This window comes from [Pseudomonas] carboxydohydrogena (assembly GCF_029030725.1).
GTDB lineage: Bacteria > Pseudomonadota > Alphaproteobacteria > Rhizobiales > Xanthobacteraceae > Afipia > Afipia carboxydohydrogena.
Genome location: NZ_CP113162.1, coordinates 1,790,256 through 1,808,434 on the forward strand (window position 1 = coordinate 1,790,256; position 18,179 = coordinate 1,808,434).

Annotated in this window: 12 protein-coding genes, 2 tRNA genes and 1 pseudogene; 6 read left to right on the forward strand and 9 right to left on the reverse strand. The window is 63.3% G+C overall.

The features are described from left to right. The first annotated feature begins 295 nt into the window (after window positions 1-295). Both AFIC_RS08785 and AFIC_RS15830 read left to right on the forward strand, forming a co-directional pair. Complete coding sequence (locus AFIC_RS08785; RefSeq protein ID WP_275245873.1) at window positions 296-1,495, forward strand: bifunctional 2-C-methyl-D-erythritol 4-phosphate cytidylyltransferase/2-C-methyl-D-erythritol 2,4-cyclodiphosphate synthase; 1,200 nt, start codon at window positions 296-298, stop codon at window positions 1,493-1,495. A 55-nt stretch (window positions 1,496-1,550) separates the two neighbouring features. Next, window positions 1,551-1,919 (forward strand): annotated as a pseudogene (locus AFIC_RS15830) (CinA family protein); the annotation flags it as partial. Between the two features lie 82 nt (window positions 1,920-2,001). Here AFIC_RS15830 and AFIC_RS08795 read toward each other — a convergent pair. Further along, entirely contained in the window at window positions 2,002-2,469 is a 468-nt protein-coding gene (locus tag AFIC_RS08795; RefSeq protein ID WP_420833316.1) for a type II toxin-antitoxin system RatA family toxin, read from the reverse strand. Next, window positions 2,469-3,437, reverse strand: coding sequence for a lipoyl synthase (lipA, locus tag AFIC_RS08800; RefSeq protein ID WP_275245875.1), 969 nt, complete (start codon window positions 3,435-3,437; stop codon window positions 2,469-2,471). Before lipA ends, AFIC_RS08795 begins: the two co-directional genes overlap by 1 nt. 158 nt (window positions 3,438-3,595) lie before the next feature. Between lipA and AFIC_RS08805 the strand changes: the two genes are divergently transcribed. After that, on the forward strand, window positions 3,596-4,195 hold the full coding sequence (locus tag AFIC_RS08805) for a DNA-3-methyladenine glycosylase (protein ID WP_275248675.1): 600 nt from the start codon (window positions 3,596-3,598) through the stop codon (window positions 4,193-4,195). On the opposite strand, the gene AFIC_RS08810 is transcribed toward AFIC_RS08805, so the two are convergent. The 4 genes from AFIC_RS08810 to AFIC_RS08825 form a co-directional block, all read right to left on the reverse strand. Next, complete coding sequence (locus AFIC_RS08810; protein ID WP_275245876.1) at window positions 4,192-7,062, reverse strand: valine--tRNA ligase; 2,871 nt, start codon at window positions 7,060-7,062, stop codon at window positions 4,192-4,194. The genes AFIC_RS08805 and AFIC_RS08810 overlap by 4 nt on opposite strands. Before the next feature lie 141 nt (window positions 7,063-7,203). Next, window positions 7,204-7,854, reverse strand: coding sequence for a PopZ family protein (locus tag AFIC_RS08815; RefSeq protein ID WP_275245877.1), 651 nt, complete (start codon window positions 7,852-7,854; stop codon window positions 7,204-7,206). A 155-nt stretch (window positions 7,855-8,009) separates the two neighbouring features. After that, window positions 8,010-9,419, reverse strand: coding sequence for a TolC family outer membrane protein (locus AFIC_RS08820; protein WP_275245878.1), 1,410 nt, complete (start codon window positions 9,417-9,419; stop codon window positions 8,010-8,012). Window positions 9,420-9,625: 206 nt separating this feature from the next. Next, on the reverse strand, window positions 9,626-10,288 hold the full coding sequence (locus tag AFIC_RS08825) for a protein-L-isoaspartate O-methyltransferase family protein (RefSeq protein WP_275245879.1): 663 nt from the start codon (window positions 10,286-10,288) through the stop codon (window positions 9,626-9,628). Between the two features lie 173 nt (window positions 10,289-10,461). Between AFIC_RS08825 and AFIC_RS08830 the strand changes: the two genes are divergently transcribed. The 3 genes from AFIC_RS08830 (at window position 10,462) to AFIC_RS08840 (ending at window position 11,078) form a co-directional block, all read left to right on the forward strand. Continuing rightward, a complete protein-coding gene (locus tag AFIC_RS08830; RefSeq protein WP_275245880.1) occupies window positions 10,462-10,710 on the forward strand; it encodes a chemotaxis protein in 249 nt (82 codons plus the stop codon). A 62-nt stretch (window positions 10,711-10,772) separates the two neighbouring features. After that, a tRNA-Cys gene (locus tag AFIC_RS08835) sits at window positions 10,773-10,846 on the forward strand. 157 nt (window positions 10,847-11,003) lie between these two features. Then, window positions 11,004-11,078: transfer RNA gene (locus tag AFIC_RS08840), tRNA-Asn, on the forward strand. Window positions 11,079-11,127: 49 nt separating this feature from the next. Here the strand turns inward: AFIC_RS08840 and AFIC_RS08845 are convergent. From AFIC_RS08845 to AFIC_RS08855, 3 genes are read right to left on the reverse strand one after another with little or no spacing between them, the layout of a single operon-like run. Next, window positions 11,128-11,868: a tRNA-uridine aminocarboxypropyltransferase gene (locus tag AFIC_RS08845; protein WP_275245881.1), complete on the reverse strand. Its 741-nt coding sequence runs from the start codon at window positions 11,866-11,868 to the stop codon at window positions 11,128-11,130. 52 nt (window positions 11,869-11,920) lie between these two features. After that, complete coding sequence (locus AFIC_RS08850; protein WP_275245882.1) at window positions 11,921-15,028, reverse strand: efflux RND transporter permease subunit; 3,108 nt, start codon at window positions 15,026-15,028, stop codon at window positions 11,921-11,923. Then, window positions 15,029-18,178: an efflux RND transporter permease subunit gene (locus tag AFIC_RS08855; RefSeq protein ID WP_275245883.1), complete on the reverse strand. Its 3,150-nt coding sequence runs from the start codon at window positions 18,176-18,178 to the stop codon at window positions 15,029-15,031. Window position 18,179: the final 1 nt, after the last annotated feature.

Consider the following 18,179-nt stretch of genomic DNA (forward strand, 5'->3'; position numbering starts at 1 on the left):
AGCAACACGCGATTGGCGATGTCGATATCGCCAATTCGAAGGCCTTTGACGATGGGAGTCGGTTCGACAGGCAACGCGGTCTTTCCGTTGGCAAAGGGCCGGTAATGATCCGCATATTAAATAAGCAAATCACCCTACTGCCTAGATATTAGACAAAACCATTCAAAACACAAGTGCGGCGCAACATTTTAGCAGGCGGTTGCAAGGCGAAGGCTCAGAAAGGGAACAAAGCCTCCGAATCCGGACCGGCCTGTGCTAAGGAGCGGCCCAACCCTCATTTTCCGTTGTGAGTTCAATGCCCTCTTCCAAACGAGCAGCCGCCATTATCGTTGCAGGCGGCCGTGGCCTCCGCGCCGGGGCCGGTGGCCCCAAGCAATACCGGACGCTGGCCGGCCAGAGCGTCCTGGCCCGCGCCATGTCCCCTTTCTGCACCCATCCCGGCATTTCGGCGGTCCAGCCGGTGCGTCACGCCGATGACGCGGCGCTGTTCACGGCGGCAACGCAGGGGCTGGCCTATCGCCCCGCCGTTCCCGGCGGCGCGACACGGCAGCAATCGGTGTGCGCCGGACTCGAGGCGCTGGCAAACGATGCGCCTGACATCGTGCTGATCCATGACGCCGCGCGCGCATTCGTGACGCAGGACGTGATCTCGCGGGCGATCGACGCAGCGCTGGCGACCGGCGCGGCCATTCCTGTGATCCCTGTCAACGACACCGTGAAGCGCGTCGGCGACACCGGGCTTGTGGAAGACACGCCAAACCGCGCGGCATTGCGCATCGCGCAGACGCCACAGGCATTCGCGTTTAAAACGATCCTCGACGCGCACCGCCGGGCTGCTCGCGAGGGCCGTGACGATTTCACCGATGATTCCGCGCTTGCCGAATGGGCAGGATTGACGGTCGCAACCTTTCAAGGCGATGCTGCCAACATGAAACTGACGACACCCGAAGATTTCTCCCGCGAGGAAATTCGCCTTGCCGCCGCGCTCGGCGATGTCCGCACCGGGACGGGTTATGACGTGCATGCCTTCGGCGACGGCGACCATTTGTGGCTGTGCGGCCTGAAGGTGCCGTTCCATCGCGGCTTCCTTGCCCATTCCGATGGCGATGTCGGGCTGCATGCCATTGTCGATGCGATTCTGGGTGCGCTGTCGGACGGCGACATCGGTTCGCACTTCCCGCCGAGCGATCCGAAGTGGAAGGGTGCCGCCTCAGACCAATTCCTGATCCACGCGGTCGATCTGGTGAAACAGCGCGGCGGCCGCATCGCGCATCTTGAAGTAACGCTTATCTGCGAAGCGCCGAAGGTCGGCCCCTTGCGCGAGACCATGCGCGCGAAGATCGCCGAGATCACCGGCCTGCCGGTGTCGCGTATCGCCGTGAAGGCGACGACCAGCGAGCGGCTCGGCTTCACCGGCCGTCAGGAAGGCATCGCGGCAACCGCCGCTGCAACCATTCGTCTGCCCTGGGCGGACGATATGGCCGGGAGCAACTGAGATGAGCGACAGCGCCACACGGGCGTTGTCCCGCTCCCTCCTCGATCTCTGCCGGATGCGCAAGCTGAAGATCGCGACCGCCGAGTCCTGTACCGGCGGTCTCGTTGCCGCTGCGCTGACCGAGGTGCCCGGCTCCTCCGATGTGCTCGATCGCGGCTTCGTCACCTATTCCAATGAAGCCAAGCACGCCATGATCGGCGTCGAGACCGCGAAGCTGGAGACCTTCGGCGCGGTCAGCAAGGAAGTCGCCATCGCGATGGCCTTCGGCGCGCTCGAACATGCCGATGTCGATCTCGCGGTCGCCATTACCGGCATCGCGGGACCCGGCGGCGCGACGCCGGGCAAGCCCGTGGGCCTCGTGCATTTCGCGGTGGCCGCGCGCGACGGCCGCATCACCCATCGCGAGCAGCGGTTCGGCGCGGTCGGGCGCAGCAGCGTCCGGCAGCAGTCGGTGATCGAAGCGCTGAAAATGCTGATCGAGATGGCACGCGGGCCGAAGGCGCCGGTCAAACGCTCGCGCGCGGCATCCCATAGACTGCGTCCGCGCGCTTCTCGAACGCCGACGCGAACTTCTGGAAAGCGGCGTCGAACATCGCGCCCATCAACACCGCGAGCATCCGACTCCTGAACTCGTAGGCGATGAAGAAATTCACGTCGCAGGCGTCCTCGCTTTTGGGCTCGAACGTCCAGCGGTTTTGCAATCTGCTGAACGGCCCTTTCAGATATTCGACCATGATCTTCAGATTGGCCCGGTCGAGCGTGACGCGGCTGGTGAAATTCTCGCGCACGAGCTGAAACGACACGCCCATGTCCGCGACGATGGTTTCCGTGCCGTCGGGGTTCTGCGTTCGCTGGCGCACTTTCAGCGACTGGCACAGCGGCACGAACTGCGGATAGCGCTCGACATCGGCGACGAGATCGAACATCTGCGAGGCGCTGTGGCGGACGCGGCGCTTGTTGGAGAATTGCGGCATCAGCCTGCGGATTGCAGCTTGGCTTCGCGCGCGGCCCGGAGCCTCTCGAAATCCTCGCCGGCGTGGTGAGACGAGCGCGTCAGCGGGCTTGCCGACACCATCAGGAAGCCCTTGGTAAAGGCGATCTGTTCGTAGCCCTTGAATTCCTCGGGCGTGACGTAACGCATCACCGCGTGATGTTTCAGCGTCGGCTGCAAGTACTGTCCGATGGTGAGGAAATCGACATCGGCGGAACGCAGATCGTCCATCACCTGCAACACTTCGTGCCGCTCCTCGCCAAGCCCGACCATGATTCCCGACTTGGTGAAGATCGTGGGATCGATTTCCTTCACCCGCTGCAACAGCCGCACCGAGTGGAAATAGCGCGCGCCGGGCCGCACGCTTTGATAGCACGACGGCACGGTTTCGAGATTGTGGTTGAACACGTCGGGCTTCGCCGCCACGACAACCTCGAGCGCGCCGTCTTTGCGCAGGAAATCCGGCGTCAGAATCTCGATGGTCGTGGTGGGGCAATCCTCACGGATCGCGCGGATAGTGCGCGCGAAATGCTCGGCACCCCCGTCTGCGAGATCGTCGCGGTCCACCGAGGTGATGACGACATGCGCGAGACCCAATTTCTTCACCGCGAGCGCGATGTGCGCGGGCTCATCGGCATTGAGCGCCTCGGGCATGCCGGTGCGCACGTTGCAGAACGCACAGGCGCGCGTGCAGGTGTCGCCCATGATCATGAAGGTGGCGTGCTTCTTGTCCCAACACTCGCCGATGTTCGGGCAGCCCGCCTCCTCGCAAACGGTGACGAGGCCGTTCTCCTTCACGATGTTGCGGGTGTTGGCGTAACCGCGCGAGGTCGGCGCGCGGACGCGGATCCAGTCGGGTTTGGGCGGCGAAACCGAGTCGGGGCGATTGGCCTTTTCCGGGTGGCGCGGCCTGACCTGCCGCTCCGAAATCGTGTCGATCAAGGTGACCATCAAAAACCCGTCCGCAAATCCATTTCGGAGCGACATGCTCCGGCCCCAAAGTATGCGCACGCGCCGATTGCGACAACCGGGCGACTGGAGGTAGGATTCACTCCTACCATATTTCCATGCCGCGCGCAGACCCGCCGATTCAGGTTTTCCAGACCGAAATGCCCGCCACCGACCGCCGCCCCGCGCTGGGCAAGCAATTAAAGCGCAGTTTCTTCGCCCGCAGCGTTCATGAAATTGCGCCGGAGCTGATCGGGGCCACCCTGCTCGTCGATGGCGTTGGCGGTACCATTGTCGAGGTCGAGGCTTATCACCAGACCGAGCCGGCCGCGCATTCCTATCGCGGCGTGACGCCCCGCACACAGGTGATGTTTGGCCCGCCCGGCTATCTCTACGTCTATCGCTCCTACGGCATTCACTGGTGCATGAATTTCGTCTGCGAGGCGGAAGGCTCGGCGGCTGCGGTTCTGATCCGCGCGGTGGAGCCCATGCGCGGGTTGGCTGCCATGCGCCGCCGTCGCGGGTTGCATGACGAGCGCGCATTGTGTTCGGGACCAGGGAAGGTTTGCGCGGCTCTCGCGGTGACCATCAAGCACAACGGCTGCGCGCTCGACTCTTCGCCGATCGCCATTCATGCCCGCACGCAAGTGCCGGAGATCGCCTCCGGCGTGCGCATCGGGATCACCAAGGCCGCCGAACTGCCGTGGCGCTATGGCGTGAAAGGCTCGCGGTTTTTGAGCAAGCCGTTTCCGAAGGATTAGCCCGCCGCCTTCAGCCGCTCCAGCGCATCCGTGATTTTAGAGCGGCGGCCGACCGCTTCCTCGCGCTTCTCGCGCTGCTCGTCGATCACCTCTTCCGGCGCATTGGTGACGAATTTTTCGTTTCCGAGCTTGGCATCGACGCGCGCGATGTCGGCATCGGCCTTGGCCAATTCTTTTTCGAGCCGCGTCTTTTCCGCACCCAGATCGATCACGCCCTTGAGCGGGATTGCAGCCGTCTCGCCACGCACCAGCAATTGCAGCGAGCCCTGCGGTGCCGCGGCATCGAACGAGATTTCGGCCACACGCGCCATCCGCTTGATGACGTCGCTCCAGCGCGAGGCGCGCTCCTGAAGCTCTTTGGACGCGCCGACCAGGATCAGCGGGAACAGCGTTGCGGGGGCGATGTTCATTTCCGCGCGAACGGAGCGGATCGTGGTGACGAGATCGATCAGCCAGCCGATCTCGGCTTCCGCCTTCGGATCGGAGAAGGTCTCGGCCTGCCCGGCGGATGCCGGCATGACCGGAATGGCGAGCGGATCGCCCGCCAGCGCCGTTTGCATCGAGGCCTCCAGCGCGACTTCGTCGTCGGAGCGGATCGGCCATTCCGCGAGCGCCAGCACGTTGTCGCGTTTCGCCGTCACCGCCCACAATTCCTCGGTGATATAGGGCATGAACGGATGCAGTAATTTAAGGATTTCGTCGCGCGCACACGCGACCGCAGCCTGCGTCTCGCGCTTCGCCTCGCTGTCGGGGCCAGTCAGCACCGGCTTGGCGAGTTCGAGATACCAGTCGCAATACACGTTCCAGACGAAACGATAGATCGCGCCGGCCGCGTCGTTGAAGCGGTAGGCGCGGATCGCCTCCGTCACTTCGTGCGTCGCGCGCGAGGTTTCGTGCGCGATCCAGCGGTTCAGCGTCTCCCTGCATTGCGTGGCGTCGAAGCCCTTCGCAAGCTCACAGCCATTCATTTCGGCAAAGCGCGATGCGTTCCACAGCTTGGTCGCGAAGTTGCGGTAGCCTTCGACGCGCTGGGTCGAGAGCTTGATGTCGCGGCCCTGCGCCGCCATCGCAGCCAGCGTGAAGCGCAGCGCATCCGCGCCGTAGTCGTCGATGAGATGGAGCGGATCGATGACGTTGCCTTTCGACTTCGACATCTTCGCGCCCTTCTCGTCGCGGACTAGCGCATGGATGTAGACGGTCGGAAACGGCACATCGTTCATGAAGTGCAGGCCCATCATCATCATGCGGGCGACCCAGAAGAAGATGATGTCGAAGCCGGTGACGAGCACGCTGGTTGGATAGTAACGGCGTACATCCGTCTCGTCGTCAGGCCAGCCGAGCGTCGAGAACGGCCACAGCGCCGAAGAAAACCATGTATCGAGCACGTCCTCGTCGCGGGTGATGAATTCCTCACGTTTGGCGGGATCGACCGCCATCTCATGGGCCTGCTCGTCGGTGATGACGCCCTGCTCGGTGTAATAGCCGAGTGCCTTGCCAACGGCTTCTTCTTCCGTTTCGGCGACAAACACCTTGCCGTCGGGACCGTACCACGCCGGAATCTGGTGTCCCCACCAGAGCTGGCGCGAGATGCACCATGGCTGGATGTTCTCCATCCATTCGAAATAGGTCTTTTCCCAGTTCTTCGGCACGAACGATGTCGCGCCGCTGCGCACGGCGGCGATCGCGGGCGCGGCCAGCGTCTTGGCGTCAACGTACCATTGATCGGTGAGGAACGGTTCGATCACCACGCCGGAACGATCGCCGTGCGGCACCATGTGCGTGTTGGGTTCGATCTTCTCCAGATAGCCCTGCTGCTCCAGACGCGCGACGATCTCGCGCCGCGCGGCGAAGCGCTCCATGCCGTGCATCTCGGCGATCAGGTCGAGACCGCTTTGCGCGATGCCCTTGCGGTAATCGTCATTGTCCGCGAGCGCAAGGCGGCCCTCGATGTCGAGAATGTTGATCTGCGGCAGCTTGTGACGCTTGCCGACCTCGAAGTCGTTGAAGTCGTGCGCGGGCGTGATCTTCACCGCGCCCGAACCCTTCTCCGGATCGGAGTAATCGTCGGCGACGACCGGAATCTTGCGGCCGACCAGCGGCAGCACGACGTTCTTGCCGACGACGCCGCGATAGCGGTCGTCCGCCGGATTCACCGCGACCGCGCTGTCGCCCAGCATCGTCTCGGGCCGCGTCGTCGCCACCACGATGAAGGTGGACGGGTCTTCCGGGTTGAAGGTCTTGCCCTCATACGGATAGCGCAGGTGCCAGAGATTGCCCTTGACCTCGACCTGCTGCACTTCGAGATCGGAGATCGCGGTCAGCAGCTTCGGGTCCCAGTTGACGAGCCGCTTGTCCTTGTAGATCAGCCCGTCGCGATGCAACGCGACGAACACTTTTGCGACGGCGCGCGACAGCCCCTCGTCCATGGTGAAGCGCTCGCGCGACCAGTCGCAGGATGCGCCGAGCCGCTTCAACTGGTTGACGATGATGCCGCCGGATTCCGCCTTCCACTGCCAGACGCGCTCGAGGAATTTCTCGCGGCCCATGTCGCGGCGCGATGGTTCCTTGCGCTCGGCCAACTGGCGCTCGACCACCATCTGCGTGGCGATGCCAGCGTGGTCGGTGCCGGGCTGCCACAGCACATCGCGGCCGCGCATGCGCTCGAAGCGGCACAGAATGTCCTGCAAGGTGTTGTTGAGCGCGTGGCCCATGTGCAGCGAGCCGGTGACGTTCGGCGGCGGAATGACGATCGTGAAAGGCTCGGCATCGCGCCGCTCCGGCCGCCCGGCCTTGAAGGCCCCCGCCTCGTCCCATGCGGCGCGGATGCGCGGTTCGATTTCGGCGGGCTGGTAATTTTTCTCGATCATCACAATGCAATCACAGGGACGCGGGCGCGGATGCAGCCCGCCTGTCGGAAGAAGGGTGAAGTGCGATTATAGCGCAGATGAGGCTTTAGCGGCCTGTCCGGGCGCGTCAAGTCTGCAATGATATCGGGATTTTAGCCGAAATCAGCGGCCGCGCGCCACACGCTCGATTTCCGCCTTGACGATGCGCTCGACCAGCGTCGGCAGGTTGTCGTCGAGCCACGACTTCAGCATCGGCCGCAGCATCTCCTTGACGAGATCCTCCAGCGTGCGGGCGTTGTTGGACAGGACGGTGGTGGCGAGCGAGTTGAAAGCCGATTCCACCGCTTTTGCCGTCGTGGCGCTCAGAACCGGCGCCTCCTCGGCCTTTGACGCAGGCGGCGGGGAGTCGGTGATTTCGAGATCGTCGTGCGGCTCGACCTTCTGGAAGCCTTCGGCCGCGGCCGCAGGCACAGCCATCTGCTCGGTCAACTCAAAGACGTCCTCGGCCTCCTCAACAGGCGGAGCAGCCGGTGCCGGCGCATCGAAACTTGCCAGCATTGCGTCGATGTCGTCCTGGCTGTTCTTGGCAGCCGGCGCGGGAGTTGGAACGACGGGAGGAATGGGGGTCGCCACAGGCGCCGCAGCCGCCTTCATCGCGGGAGCCGTCACCTTCGGGGGCGGAACCGGTGCAGGAGCAGGAGCAGCCTCTGCTGGAGCCGCAGCCGGTTTGGCGTCGTCATCGGAAATGATGCGCCTGATAGACGCAAGAATCTCCTCCATTGAGGGCTCTTGCGCCTTTGCCGGTTGGTTCATCTCCGACTCCACGTCATCGGCTTTTCAGTCCCCGAAAAGCCGCACTCCACTGCCGCGAATCGTTACGCAGCCTCCGAAAAAGGTACGTCATGGCCGCAAATGATTGCAAGCAAAGGGCCCGGTACCTTCCGGTGCTTCCACAGCGGAGTGTGGCCTCAGCGACCGTCAGGCGTGCGGACGCCGAACCAGCTATCGCGGACCTGATGGTAATGAACCGACGGGTCATAGACCGAAGTCTTGAGCTTCAGCGTCACCGGCGACAGCCGCCCCACCGCGTTGAGCACGGTATAGGAGGCCACGACCCGGTCATGCTGCGCCGTGACAAGCGCGATGCGGGCATTCACAAGCGCCTGCTGCGCGTTTAGGACGTCGAGCGTGGTGCGCTGACCGACGCGGGCTTCCTCACGCACGCCATTGAGCGCGATTTCCGAAGCCGTCACCTGCGCCTGAGCCGATGCCACCTGAGATTTAGTGGCGGTCAACTGCCCCCAGCTCTGGGCTACGGTGGCGCGTGTCTGGTCGCGGACCTGATCGAGGTTCAGACGCTGCTGCGCCAGCGATTCCTTCGACTGGCGGATCAACGCGTATTCCGCTCCACCCTGATAGATCGGGATGGAGATGTTCGCGGTCGCCGAAGCGCTAAATCCCTTGAAGGCGGTCAGGGTCTGCTCGTTGGCCTGCTGCACGTTGCCCTGCAACGTGACCGTCGGGAACAGCGCGCCCTCGTTGACCTTGACCTGAAGGAAGCTCACGTCGATGCCGTACATGGCGGCCGTGACGTTCGGATTTTCCACCATTCCCATATCGACGGCCTGGGCCAGCGATCTCGGCAGATAGCGATCGACCGGCGAGCCAGGCTGCGGGTTTTGCGGATCGCTGCCGATAATGCGGCGGAAATTCGCACGGGTGGTCGTGAGTGTGGAGTCGGCAGACAGTAACTGAGTCCGGCCGGCGGCGAGCTGCGCCTGCGATTGGGCAACGTCGGTGCGTGTCACCTCGCCGACATTGAAGCGGTCCTGCGTCTGCTTGAGCGTCTGCTCGAGCACGTTGACGTTGCTGCGCTGGACTTCGACGATCGCGGAGTCGCGCAGATAATCCATGTAGATCGTGGCGGCTGCCAGCAGCACGCTCTGCTCCAGCACGCGCAACCCTTCGCGCGCCGCAGAGACCTGGCTTTCCGCCGCGCGGGTCCGGTTCGCGGTCCGCCCGCCGTTGTAGAGGGTTTGCGAGATGTTGGCCCCCGCGCTCCACGGCCCGTTGACGCCATGCAGTTCGGTTCGCGACACTCCGGGCGGAGTCGATTGCTTGGCGACGACGTCGGTATATTGCGACCCGCCGCTCGCGGTCACGGAGATCTGGGGACGATAGCCAGACAGGGCCTGCGGCACATTTTCGTCGGTCGAACGCACGGAGGCGCGCTGGGCGTTGAGCTGCGGGTTGTCCTGATAAGCCCGCACCAGAGCGGACTCGATGGTTTCCGCAAGGACCGGCGTGACGGCCAAAAACAGCAACGAGGCCGAACTTGCGACCAACGCGAAGCGCCGGGCTTTCCCTGAAAACGGCATTACGTTCCTTCCAACTTCGTCTTACGCGTTTGGATTCACGCAAGAAAACCGGAATATCGACTCACGCCGACTCCAGCTTGACCCGCAACATATTCGCCTCGCGGGCCCGGCGTAAGGACTTGTAAGTGTTTACTAACAATTAGCTCGCCGGATGGGTCTTCTCGGCCACACCCGAAAGGCTAATCCCCGTCAGATGCGCCAGAGCCTCAAAATGTGAAGGCTGGTAATCGCTTAAGGTCCGGCAGGATCGGTGCGGTCGCATCGAACAGCGTCCGGGCACCATAATCCGCCGCCGAGCGCGTCACGATGGTCGCGCGCGACGGGACCGAGTGCGCGAAGATACCCACCAGGCGGCCGCCGGGCTTGAGCTGTTCATAGAGGGCCTGCGGGACCACCTCGGTGGCGCCATCCAGTACGATGACATCGTAAGGGCCCGCCGCCGCGTCCCCCTTGCCCGCCGCGCCCGCCGTCACGGTGACGTTGGACAGGCCGCAGGCCGAGGACAGTGCCGTCCGGCTCGCCGCGGCAACCTTGTCGGTGGTGCACACCGCGACGACTTCGGCCGCGAGATGGCCCGCGATCGCGGCGGCATAACCCGCAGCCCCGCCGGTCACGAGCACCCGGTCTGTCAGGCCGATTTCGGCGGCTTGCAGGAGCCGCGCCAGCACCACCGGCTTGATGAGATAGACGTTGTCTTCGCCATCGAGCGCGATGTCGCGGTCGAGATAGGCCAGTGCCTTCTGGCTCGCGGGCAGGAATGCCTCGCGCGGGGTTGCCCGCATGGCATCGATCAGGCGCAAATCCGTCACGTCGGCGGTGCGGACCTGGGAATCGACCATGTTGAAACGGCTGGTCAGAGCATCGGGCATCGGCATCCTCAAAAGTCACGGCAGCCGCGAACAAGGCCGCTTTCGCGCATCTTTGAGGCAAGGAAAACGGAAACGCAAGCGCCTCCGTCATCGCCCGGAGGCTTGCGAAACCGGCAAAAATCTTCAACAACCGCGCCCGGCCCGGGTGGGGACAGGAACAAGAGGAAAAGACCATGAACGAGGCTTGGACCAAGGACGAGAAAGGCAACATCGTGGTGTTCCCGCTGGCCGGGTACGAGACGATGGTGGTGGAGAATCAGGCGCTCGCGCTGCGGCTGCCGTTCATGGTTCAGGGCGACAAACAGACGAACCCGAGCGGTTCGTTGCAACTCATCATCAGCAATGCCGCCGACGTACGCGAATTCGGACAGGCCCTGATCGACGCCGCCGACCGGATCGAAAAAGCCGCCAAAGGCGTCTGAACACGCGACAAATCCGAAGGTTGCCCGGGCGCGCGAATGGCTGTAACAGTCGCAGCCCTTGGGGCCACGTGGCGGAGTGGTTACGCAACGGTCTGCAAAACCGTGTACACCAGTTCAATTCTGGTCGTGGCCTCCAAGCCTTCTTTCAGGTCTTTCGGGCTCTTCACGGAACAAAATCGTTCCCAATGATGGTGTTGGAAGGATTTGATCGTGCAAGACATTAAGTCTGCACGACTTTTAGCTTGCAGAAGCTGCGGCCTTTGTTATATCGGCCCCCGACTGCATGGCAGCATTCCTCGGTAGCTCAGCGGTAGAGCATTCGACTGTTAATCGAATGGTCGCTGGTTCGAATCCAGCCCGGGGAGCCAGCGCTTTCGCGATGGCTTGTGCGTCCAGTCAAACTCCCGCTTTCCGGATTTAACCCTGTCGCCGCCGCGCGGGCTTGCGCCCCCTGCGCCAGTCGCGCTTCGGCTTGGGCTTCGGCAATAGTTCGGGATGAGCCTTCACGCCCTCACGATATTTCGCCAGCATCCGCTCGAATGCGCCCAAAAGCGCGTCCGCGATCTGTGGACGCTTCTCCAGCCGCGCCAGCAATAACGACACGGCCTCGATGGTCGATAACCCGTCGCTGCGCGGTTCGCGCCGCAGCTTGCCGTAAAGCGACAGGCTTTTCGGTCCGAGGATCACGCGTTGGCATTTGAGCATCCACGGATTTCGCCACCACAGCGCCTTGGCCTGACTCCAGGTGCCGTCGAGCACTACCACGCCCTCGATGTTGTTGAGGATCGCATTCTGGGCGTGCTCCAGACCGCCCTTGCGGTCGATGGCGACAACGTCGCGGTCAGTTTCCAGATCAGCCACCTTGGCCGAGCCGAGATACAGGATCGCCCACCCTGCCGGATCGACCTCGCGGCCGAGCGCTTTCGACAGGCTCGACCACGACAGGCCGATCTTCAGCGTTGCGTTGGTCAACTGGAGCGCCGTCAGGCGCGCGGTCCCGAGCAGGCGGTCCTGTTCCTGCGGGTGTTGCAGGATCAGGACTTCAACGGTGTTCTCGACAGGCGCGAGGCTGTCGCAAATGCACAGCGGCTGCGGCTTGCCGCACTCGGGGCATTCGGGAATGTCTTCGGTGGGCGGTGTCGTGATGATCTCGGACATGCCTCGCTATACGCGCCCTGCTTCCATGCAGCAACTTGCCCCGGCAGAGGCCCTATTCCGCCGGCACCGCGCTTGGGCCGGGAGAGAATTTGCCGCGCACCCACAGGCGCGCGCGGTCGATCAGAAGATAGATCACGGGCGTCGTATAGAGCGTGAGGATCTGCGATACGATCAGGCCGCCGATGATGGTGACGCCGAGCGGCCGCCGCAGTTCGGTGCCGGGGCCGGTCGCGACCACGAGCGGCACGGCGGCGAGCAAGGCCGCCATCGTCGTCATGATGATGGGACGGAATCGCGCGAGGCTTGCTGCAAAAATCGCGTCATGCGAATTCATGCCGTGCTGCCGTTCGCCTTCCAGCGCGAAATCCACGATCATGATGCCGTTCTTCTTGACGATGCCGATCAGGAGAATGATGCCGACAAAGGCGATCACGGTAAGCGGCAGCCCGGTGATAAGCAGCGCCAGCAGCGCGCCCAGCCCCGCGGGCGGCAGCGTCGAGATAATCGTGAGCGGGTGCGCAAGGCTCTCATACAGCACGCCGAGCACGATATAGACCGCAACCAGCGCGCCGAGAATCAAAAGCGGCTGATGGCTGGCGGTCTTCTGGCTATCGGCGGCGTTGCCCTCGAAGGTGCCGCGAATGCCCTCCGGCATATGCAGTTCCGCGATAGCCTGACGAATGTTTGCCGTTGCGGTTTCCAGCGGCACATTGGGCAGCGTATTGAACGAGACCGTGGTCGAGGGGAACGAACCCGTATGGCGCACGGCGAGCGGTGCGAGGCCGCGGCTGTAATGAACAAGCGCCGATAGCGGAATCTGCGTGTTGTTGGCGCCCGCGACATAGATATGCGCGAGGTCGGCCGGGTCATCCTGAAAATGCGGATCGACCTCCAGTACGATCTGGTACTGGTTGCGCTGGGTGTAGATATAGGAAATCTGCCGTTGGGCGAAAGCGTTGTTCAGCGCGTTGTCGATGTCCTGAATGTCCGCGCCGACGCTCGCCGCCATCTTGCGGTCGATCTTGAGGTTGAGTTGTAGCCCGCCCGGATCGGAATCGCTGGAGATGTCGGTGATGCCCTCCACCGTCTCCATTCGCTTGGCGATCAGCGGTCCCCATTTTTGCAGCAGATCGAGATCGGCACTGGAGAGTGTGTACTGGTAGTTGGAATCGCTCTGCCGCCCGCCCGCGCGGATATCCTGCGCGGCGACCATGAACAGCCGGATTCCCGGAATTTTCCCGAGTTCGCGGCGCAGCCTGTCGATCACCAGCGAGGTGCTGAGGCCGCCCCGCTCCTCCGGTGATTTTAATGAGATGAACATCGTGCCGCGGTTCGAGCCGCCCGCGAACGAGCTGCCTCCGAGCGTCGAGCCGATGCTGGCGACGGCCGGATCGGCCATCACGGTATCGGCGACGCGCTGTTGCAGGCCGAGCATCGCCTGGAACGAGATGTCGGCGGACGCCCGCGTCGATCCGAAAATGAAACCGCTGTCGTCGGTCGGGAAATAACCCTTCGGCAGTTTTGCGAACAGCACGACGGTCAGCGCGATGGTGGCGAAGAACACCACGATCGTCACGACCGGTACCCGCAGCACGACCTTCAGGGTGCGCTCGTAGAACACCAATATCCGCGACAGGAAGCCCTCGACGATCCTGTCGAAGCGGGTTTCCTTTTCGGAGTGCGCGTGTTTGATGTACTGCGCGCAGATCATCGGCGTCACCGTCAGCGACACCACGGTCGAGACGGCGATGGCGAACACCAGCGTCAATGAGAATTCACGCAACAGCCGCCCGACGATGCCGTCCATGAAGATCAATGGCGTGAAGGCGGCGACCAGCGACAGGCTGATCGACAGCACCGTGAACCCGATCTGCTTGGCGCCTTCCAGCGCCGCGCGCGGGGGCGACATGCCCTGCTCCAGATTGCGGTACATGTTCTCGATCATGACGATGGCGTCGTCGACGACGAAGCCGATCGAAATCGCGAGCGCCATCAGCGACAGGTTGTCGATCGAAAATCCTGCCGCCCACATTCCGGCGCAGGTGCCTGCCAGCGCCAGCGGCACCGAGATGCCGGCCGCTATCGTCGGCACCATGCGGCGCAGGAAGATGAAGACCACCGCCATCACCAGGATCGCGGTCGCGCCCAGCGTCCATTGCATGTCATCGACGCTGGCGCGGATGGTGCCGGTGCGGTCGGTCAGCGTCGAGATTTCGACGCCCGCCGGAATCCATTGCTTGAGTTGCGGTAGCAGCGCCCTGATCCGGTCCACCGTCTCGATCACGTTGGCGTCGCTCTGCTTGGTGATCTGCAACAGCACCGCGGGCTGCTTGTTAAACCATGCGATCGAGCGGCTGGAGCGCGTCGCATCGACGACGTTGGCGACATCCGACAGACGGATGAAATTTCCGTTCGAGGATTTGATAACGATGTTCTTCAGTTCCGCCGCGGTGCGCATCTGCGGATTGAGGCCGAGCGTTTCGCCCTGCCGATGACCGTTGAACATCCCGATCGGGCCGAAGGCGTTGGCGTTGACGATGGCGGTGCGCACGCTGTCGGTGGAGATCCCGGCATTGGCGAGCAGCACGGGATTCATCTGCACCCGGACCGCGGGCTGGTCGGCGCCGCTCACGGTCACCTCGCCCACGCCCTGGACCTGTGCAATCCTTTGCGCCACGACCGTGTCTGCGATGTCATAGATCGCGCTTGACGACATTGTCTTGGATGTCAGCGCGATAATGAAGACCGGCATCCCCGCCGTGTTCGCCTTGCGGAAATTCGGCAGCGAAGGCAAGTCGGTCGGCAGATCCGCCAGCGAAGCGTTGATCGCCGCCTGCACGTCACGCGCGGCCTTGTCGATGCTGCGTCCAATGGCGAACTGCATCTGGATGCTGGTCGAGCCGAGCGAACTCGACGAGGTAATCTGATCGACGCCCGCGATTTCGCCGAGCTTGCGCTCCAGAGGTGCGGCAACGGTTGCGGCCATCACCGAGGGATCGGCGCCGGGCCGCGAGGCCGACACGCGGATCATCGGAAAGTCCACGTTGGGAATGCTCGCGACCGGGAGGTTCACATAGGCGACCGCGCCGACAAGGAACAACCCGATTGCCAGCAGCGTGGTGCCGACCGGCCTGCGGATGAAGGGTTCCGAGATCGACATTTACTGCATGCCTTCCGTCGCGCCGGCAACCGGAGGCGACGGATAATTGTCCGCAGGCGGCACGGCGCTTTCGAGACGCCGGTTGATGCGGTCGAGCGCGAGATAGATCACCGGCGTCGTATAGAGCGTAAGGATCTGGCTGACGATCAGACCGCCGATGATCGACACGCCGAGCGGAAAGCGCAGTTCCGAGCCGGTGCCGGTTTCGAGCGCCAGCGGCAACGCGCCGAACAAGGCGGCCAGCGTGGTCATCATGATCGGGCGGAAACGCAGCAGGCAGGCCTGAACGATGGCGTCATATGGCGTGCGCCCTTCATGCCGCTCCGCCTCCAGCGCGAAGTCGATCATCATGATCGCATTCTTCTTGACGATGCCCATCAGCAGGATGATGCCGATCAGGCCGATCACGGACAGATCCTGTCCGGTGAGAATCAACGCAAGGATGGCGCCGACGCCGGCCGACGGCAGCGTCGAGAGAATGGTGATCGGGTGGATGTAGCTCTCGTACAAAACGCCGAGCACGATATAGATCGTGACGATGGCGGCGAGGATCAGCCAGGGCTGGCCCGAGAGCGAACGCGAGAATTCCGCCGCGTCTCCCGAATAGAGGCCGGTGATGTTGCCCGGCATGCCGATCTGCTTCTCGATTTTGTGCAGGGCGTTGACGGCATCGCCGAGCGCCTCGCCGGGGGCGAGGTTGAAACTCAGCGACACGGCGGGGAACTGCGCCTGATGCGAGATCGACAGCGGTGCTGTGGTTCGCGTCAGGGTCGCGACCGCCGAGATCGGCACCTGCGAGGTGCCCGCGCCGGTCGTGCTCGCAGCCCCCGGCACATACAGCTTCGACAGGATATTCGGATCGCGCTGATCCTCCGGCATCGCCTCCAGCACCACGCGATATTGGTTGGCCTGGCCGTAGATGGTTGAAATCTGCCGCTGGCTGAAAGCGTCGTTCAGCGTATCGTTGACAGCCTGCAACGAGACGCCGAGCTGCCCCGCGCGCTGGCGGTCCACGCTGAGCGCCGCGCGCAGGCCGCCCTCCTGCGCCTCCGACGACACATCACGGAACAGCGAATTCCGGCGCATCTCCTGCACCAGCGCATTCGACCATTTCACGACTTCGTCGCGGTCGGTGCCGGTCAGCGTGTACTGATACTGTGACCGGCTCGATTTGGTGCTGATCTGGATGTCCTGCACCGGCTGGAAATAGACGGAAATGCCGGGGATCGAGGCGACACGCTGTTTCAGCCGCTCGATAACGCCCGAGACATCGGCCTTGCGCTCGTCGCGCGGCTTCAGGTTGATGGTGATGCGCCCGACATTGGGCGTCGGATTCACCGATCCCGCGCCGATGGTGGAAACGAGCCCGGTTACATCGGCATCTGCCTCAATAATCTTGGCGACCGCCGTCTGCCGGTTCTGCATCTCGGCAAAGGAGACGTCCTGCCCAGCCTCGGTCACCGCGACGATGGACGCGGTGTCCTGAAGCGGCAGAAAGCCCTTCGGCGCGATCATGTAGAGCACCGTCGTCGCCACCACGGTCAGCAGCGTTACGACCAGCGTCAGCCGCTGGTGCCGCAGCACGACCAGCAAGGTGCGGTGATAGAATTCCACCGTGCGGTCAATGAAGTCGCTGATGGCGCGCAGTCCAGGAATTTCCCATTCCTCGCCGTGGCGCTTCAATAGCCGCGAACACATCATCGGCGTCAGCGTCAGCGAGACGATGGCGGAGGTGACGACCGCGATCGTCAGCGTCAGCGCGAACTCGCGGAACATGCGTCCCACAAGGCCCGACATGAACAGGAGCGGTATGAACACCGCGATCAGCGACACGGTGAGCGAGATCACGGTGAATCCGATCTCGCGCGCGCCGCGCAGCGCCGCTTCCATCGCGGTCTCGCCGCCTTCCATGTGTCGGACGATGTTCTCGATCATCACGATAGCGTCGTCGACCACGAACCCCGTGCCGATCGTCAGCGCCATCAAGGATAAATTATCGAGGCTGAAGCCCGCGAACCACATGATGCCGAAACTGGTGATCAGCGACAGCGGCAGCGCCACGCCCGCGATGATGGTCGCGCGGATCGAGCGCAGGAACAGCAACACTACCAGCGTCACCAGAATGACGCTGAGGATGAGCGTGAACTGCACGTCATGGACCGAGGCGCGAATGGTCACGGTGCGATCGCTGACGATGGTGAGGTTCACGCCAGCGGGGATCGCTTGCTGGAGTTTCGGAATCTCCGCGCGGATCTGCTGCACCACGTCGATGACGTTGGCGCCGGGCTGGCGCTGGATTTCGATGATGACGGCGGGCTTGTTCTTGTACCAGCCGCCGGTCTTGTCGTTCTCCAGCCCGTCGATGAGCTGTGACACGTCGCCGACGGTCACCGGCGCATTGTTGCGATAGGCGATAACAACGTCGCGGTACTGATCCGCGGTACTCAACTGATCGTTGGCGGCGATGGTGTAGGATTGCTGCTTGCCGTCGAGCGAGCCTTTCGGGCCTGAGACGTTCGCGCCCACGATGGCGGTGCGCAAATCCTCCATGCCGAGACCGTAGGCGGCGAGGCGCGCAAGATCGGCCTGCACCCGCACGGCGGGCTTCAGCCCCCCAAGCACGGAGACGCGCCCGACGCCGCTGATCTGCGCGAGCCGTTGCGCCATCAGCGAATCCGCAAGGTCGCTCATCGCGCGCACCGAAATGGTGTCGGAAGTCAGCGCCAGCGTCATCACCGGCGCGTCCGCCGGATTGACCTTGGCGTAGGTCGGCGGATACGGCAGGTTTTTCGGCAGCACGCCGTTGGCGGCATTGATCGCGGCCTGAACGTCCTGCGTCGCGCCGTCGATGTCGCGGTTGAGATCGAATTGCAGCGAGATCTGGCTGACGCCGAACGAACTCGTCGAGGTCATCGACGACAGCGAGGGAATTTGCCCGAGCTGGCGTTCAAGCGGCGCGGTAATCAGCGAGGCGGCGACATCGGGGCTCGCGCCCGGCAGTTGCGTCGTCACCTGCACGGTCGGAAAATCGACCTGCGGCAGCGAGGACACCGGAAGCGACCAGTAGCCGAGCGCGCCGCCGATCAGGAGCGCGAGCCCGAGCAGCGAGGTTGCAATCGGCCTGCGGATGAATGGTTCGGAAACGCTCATT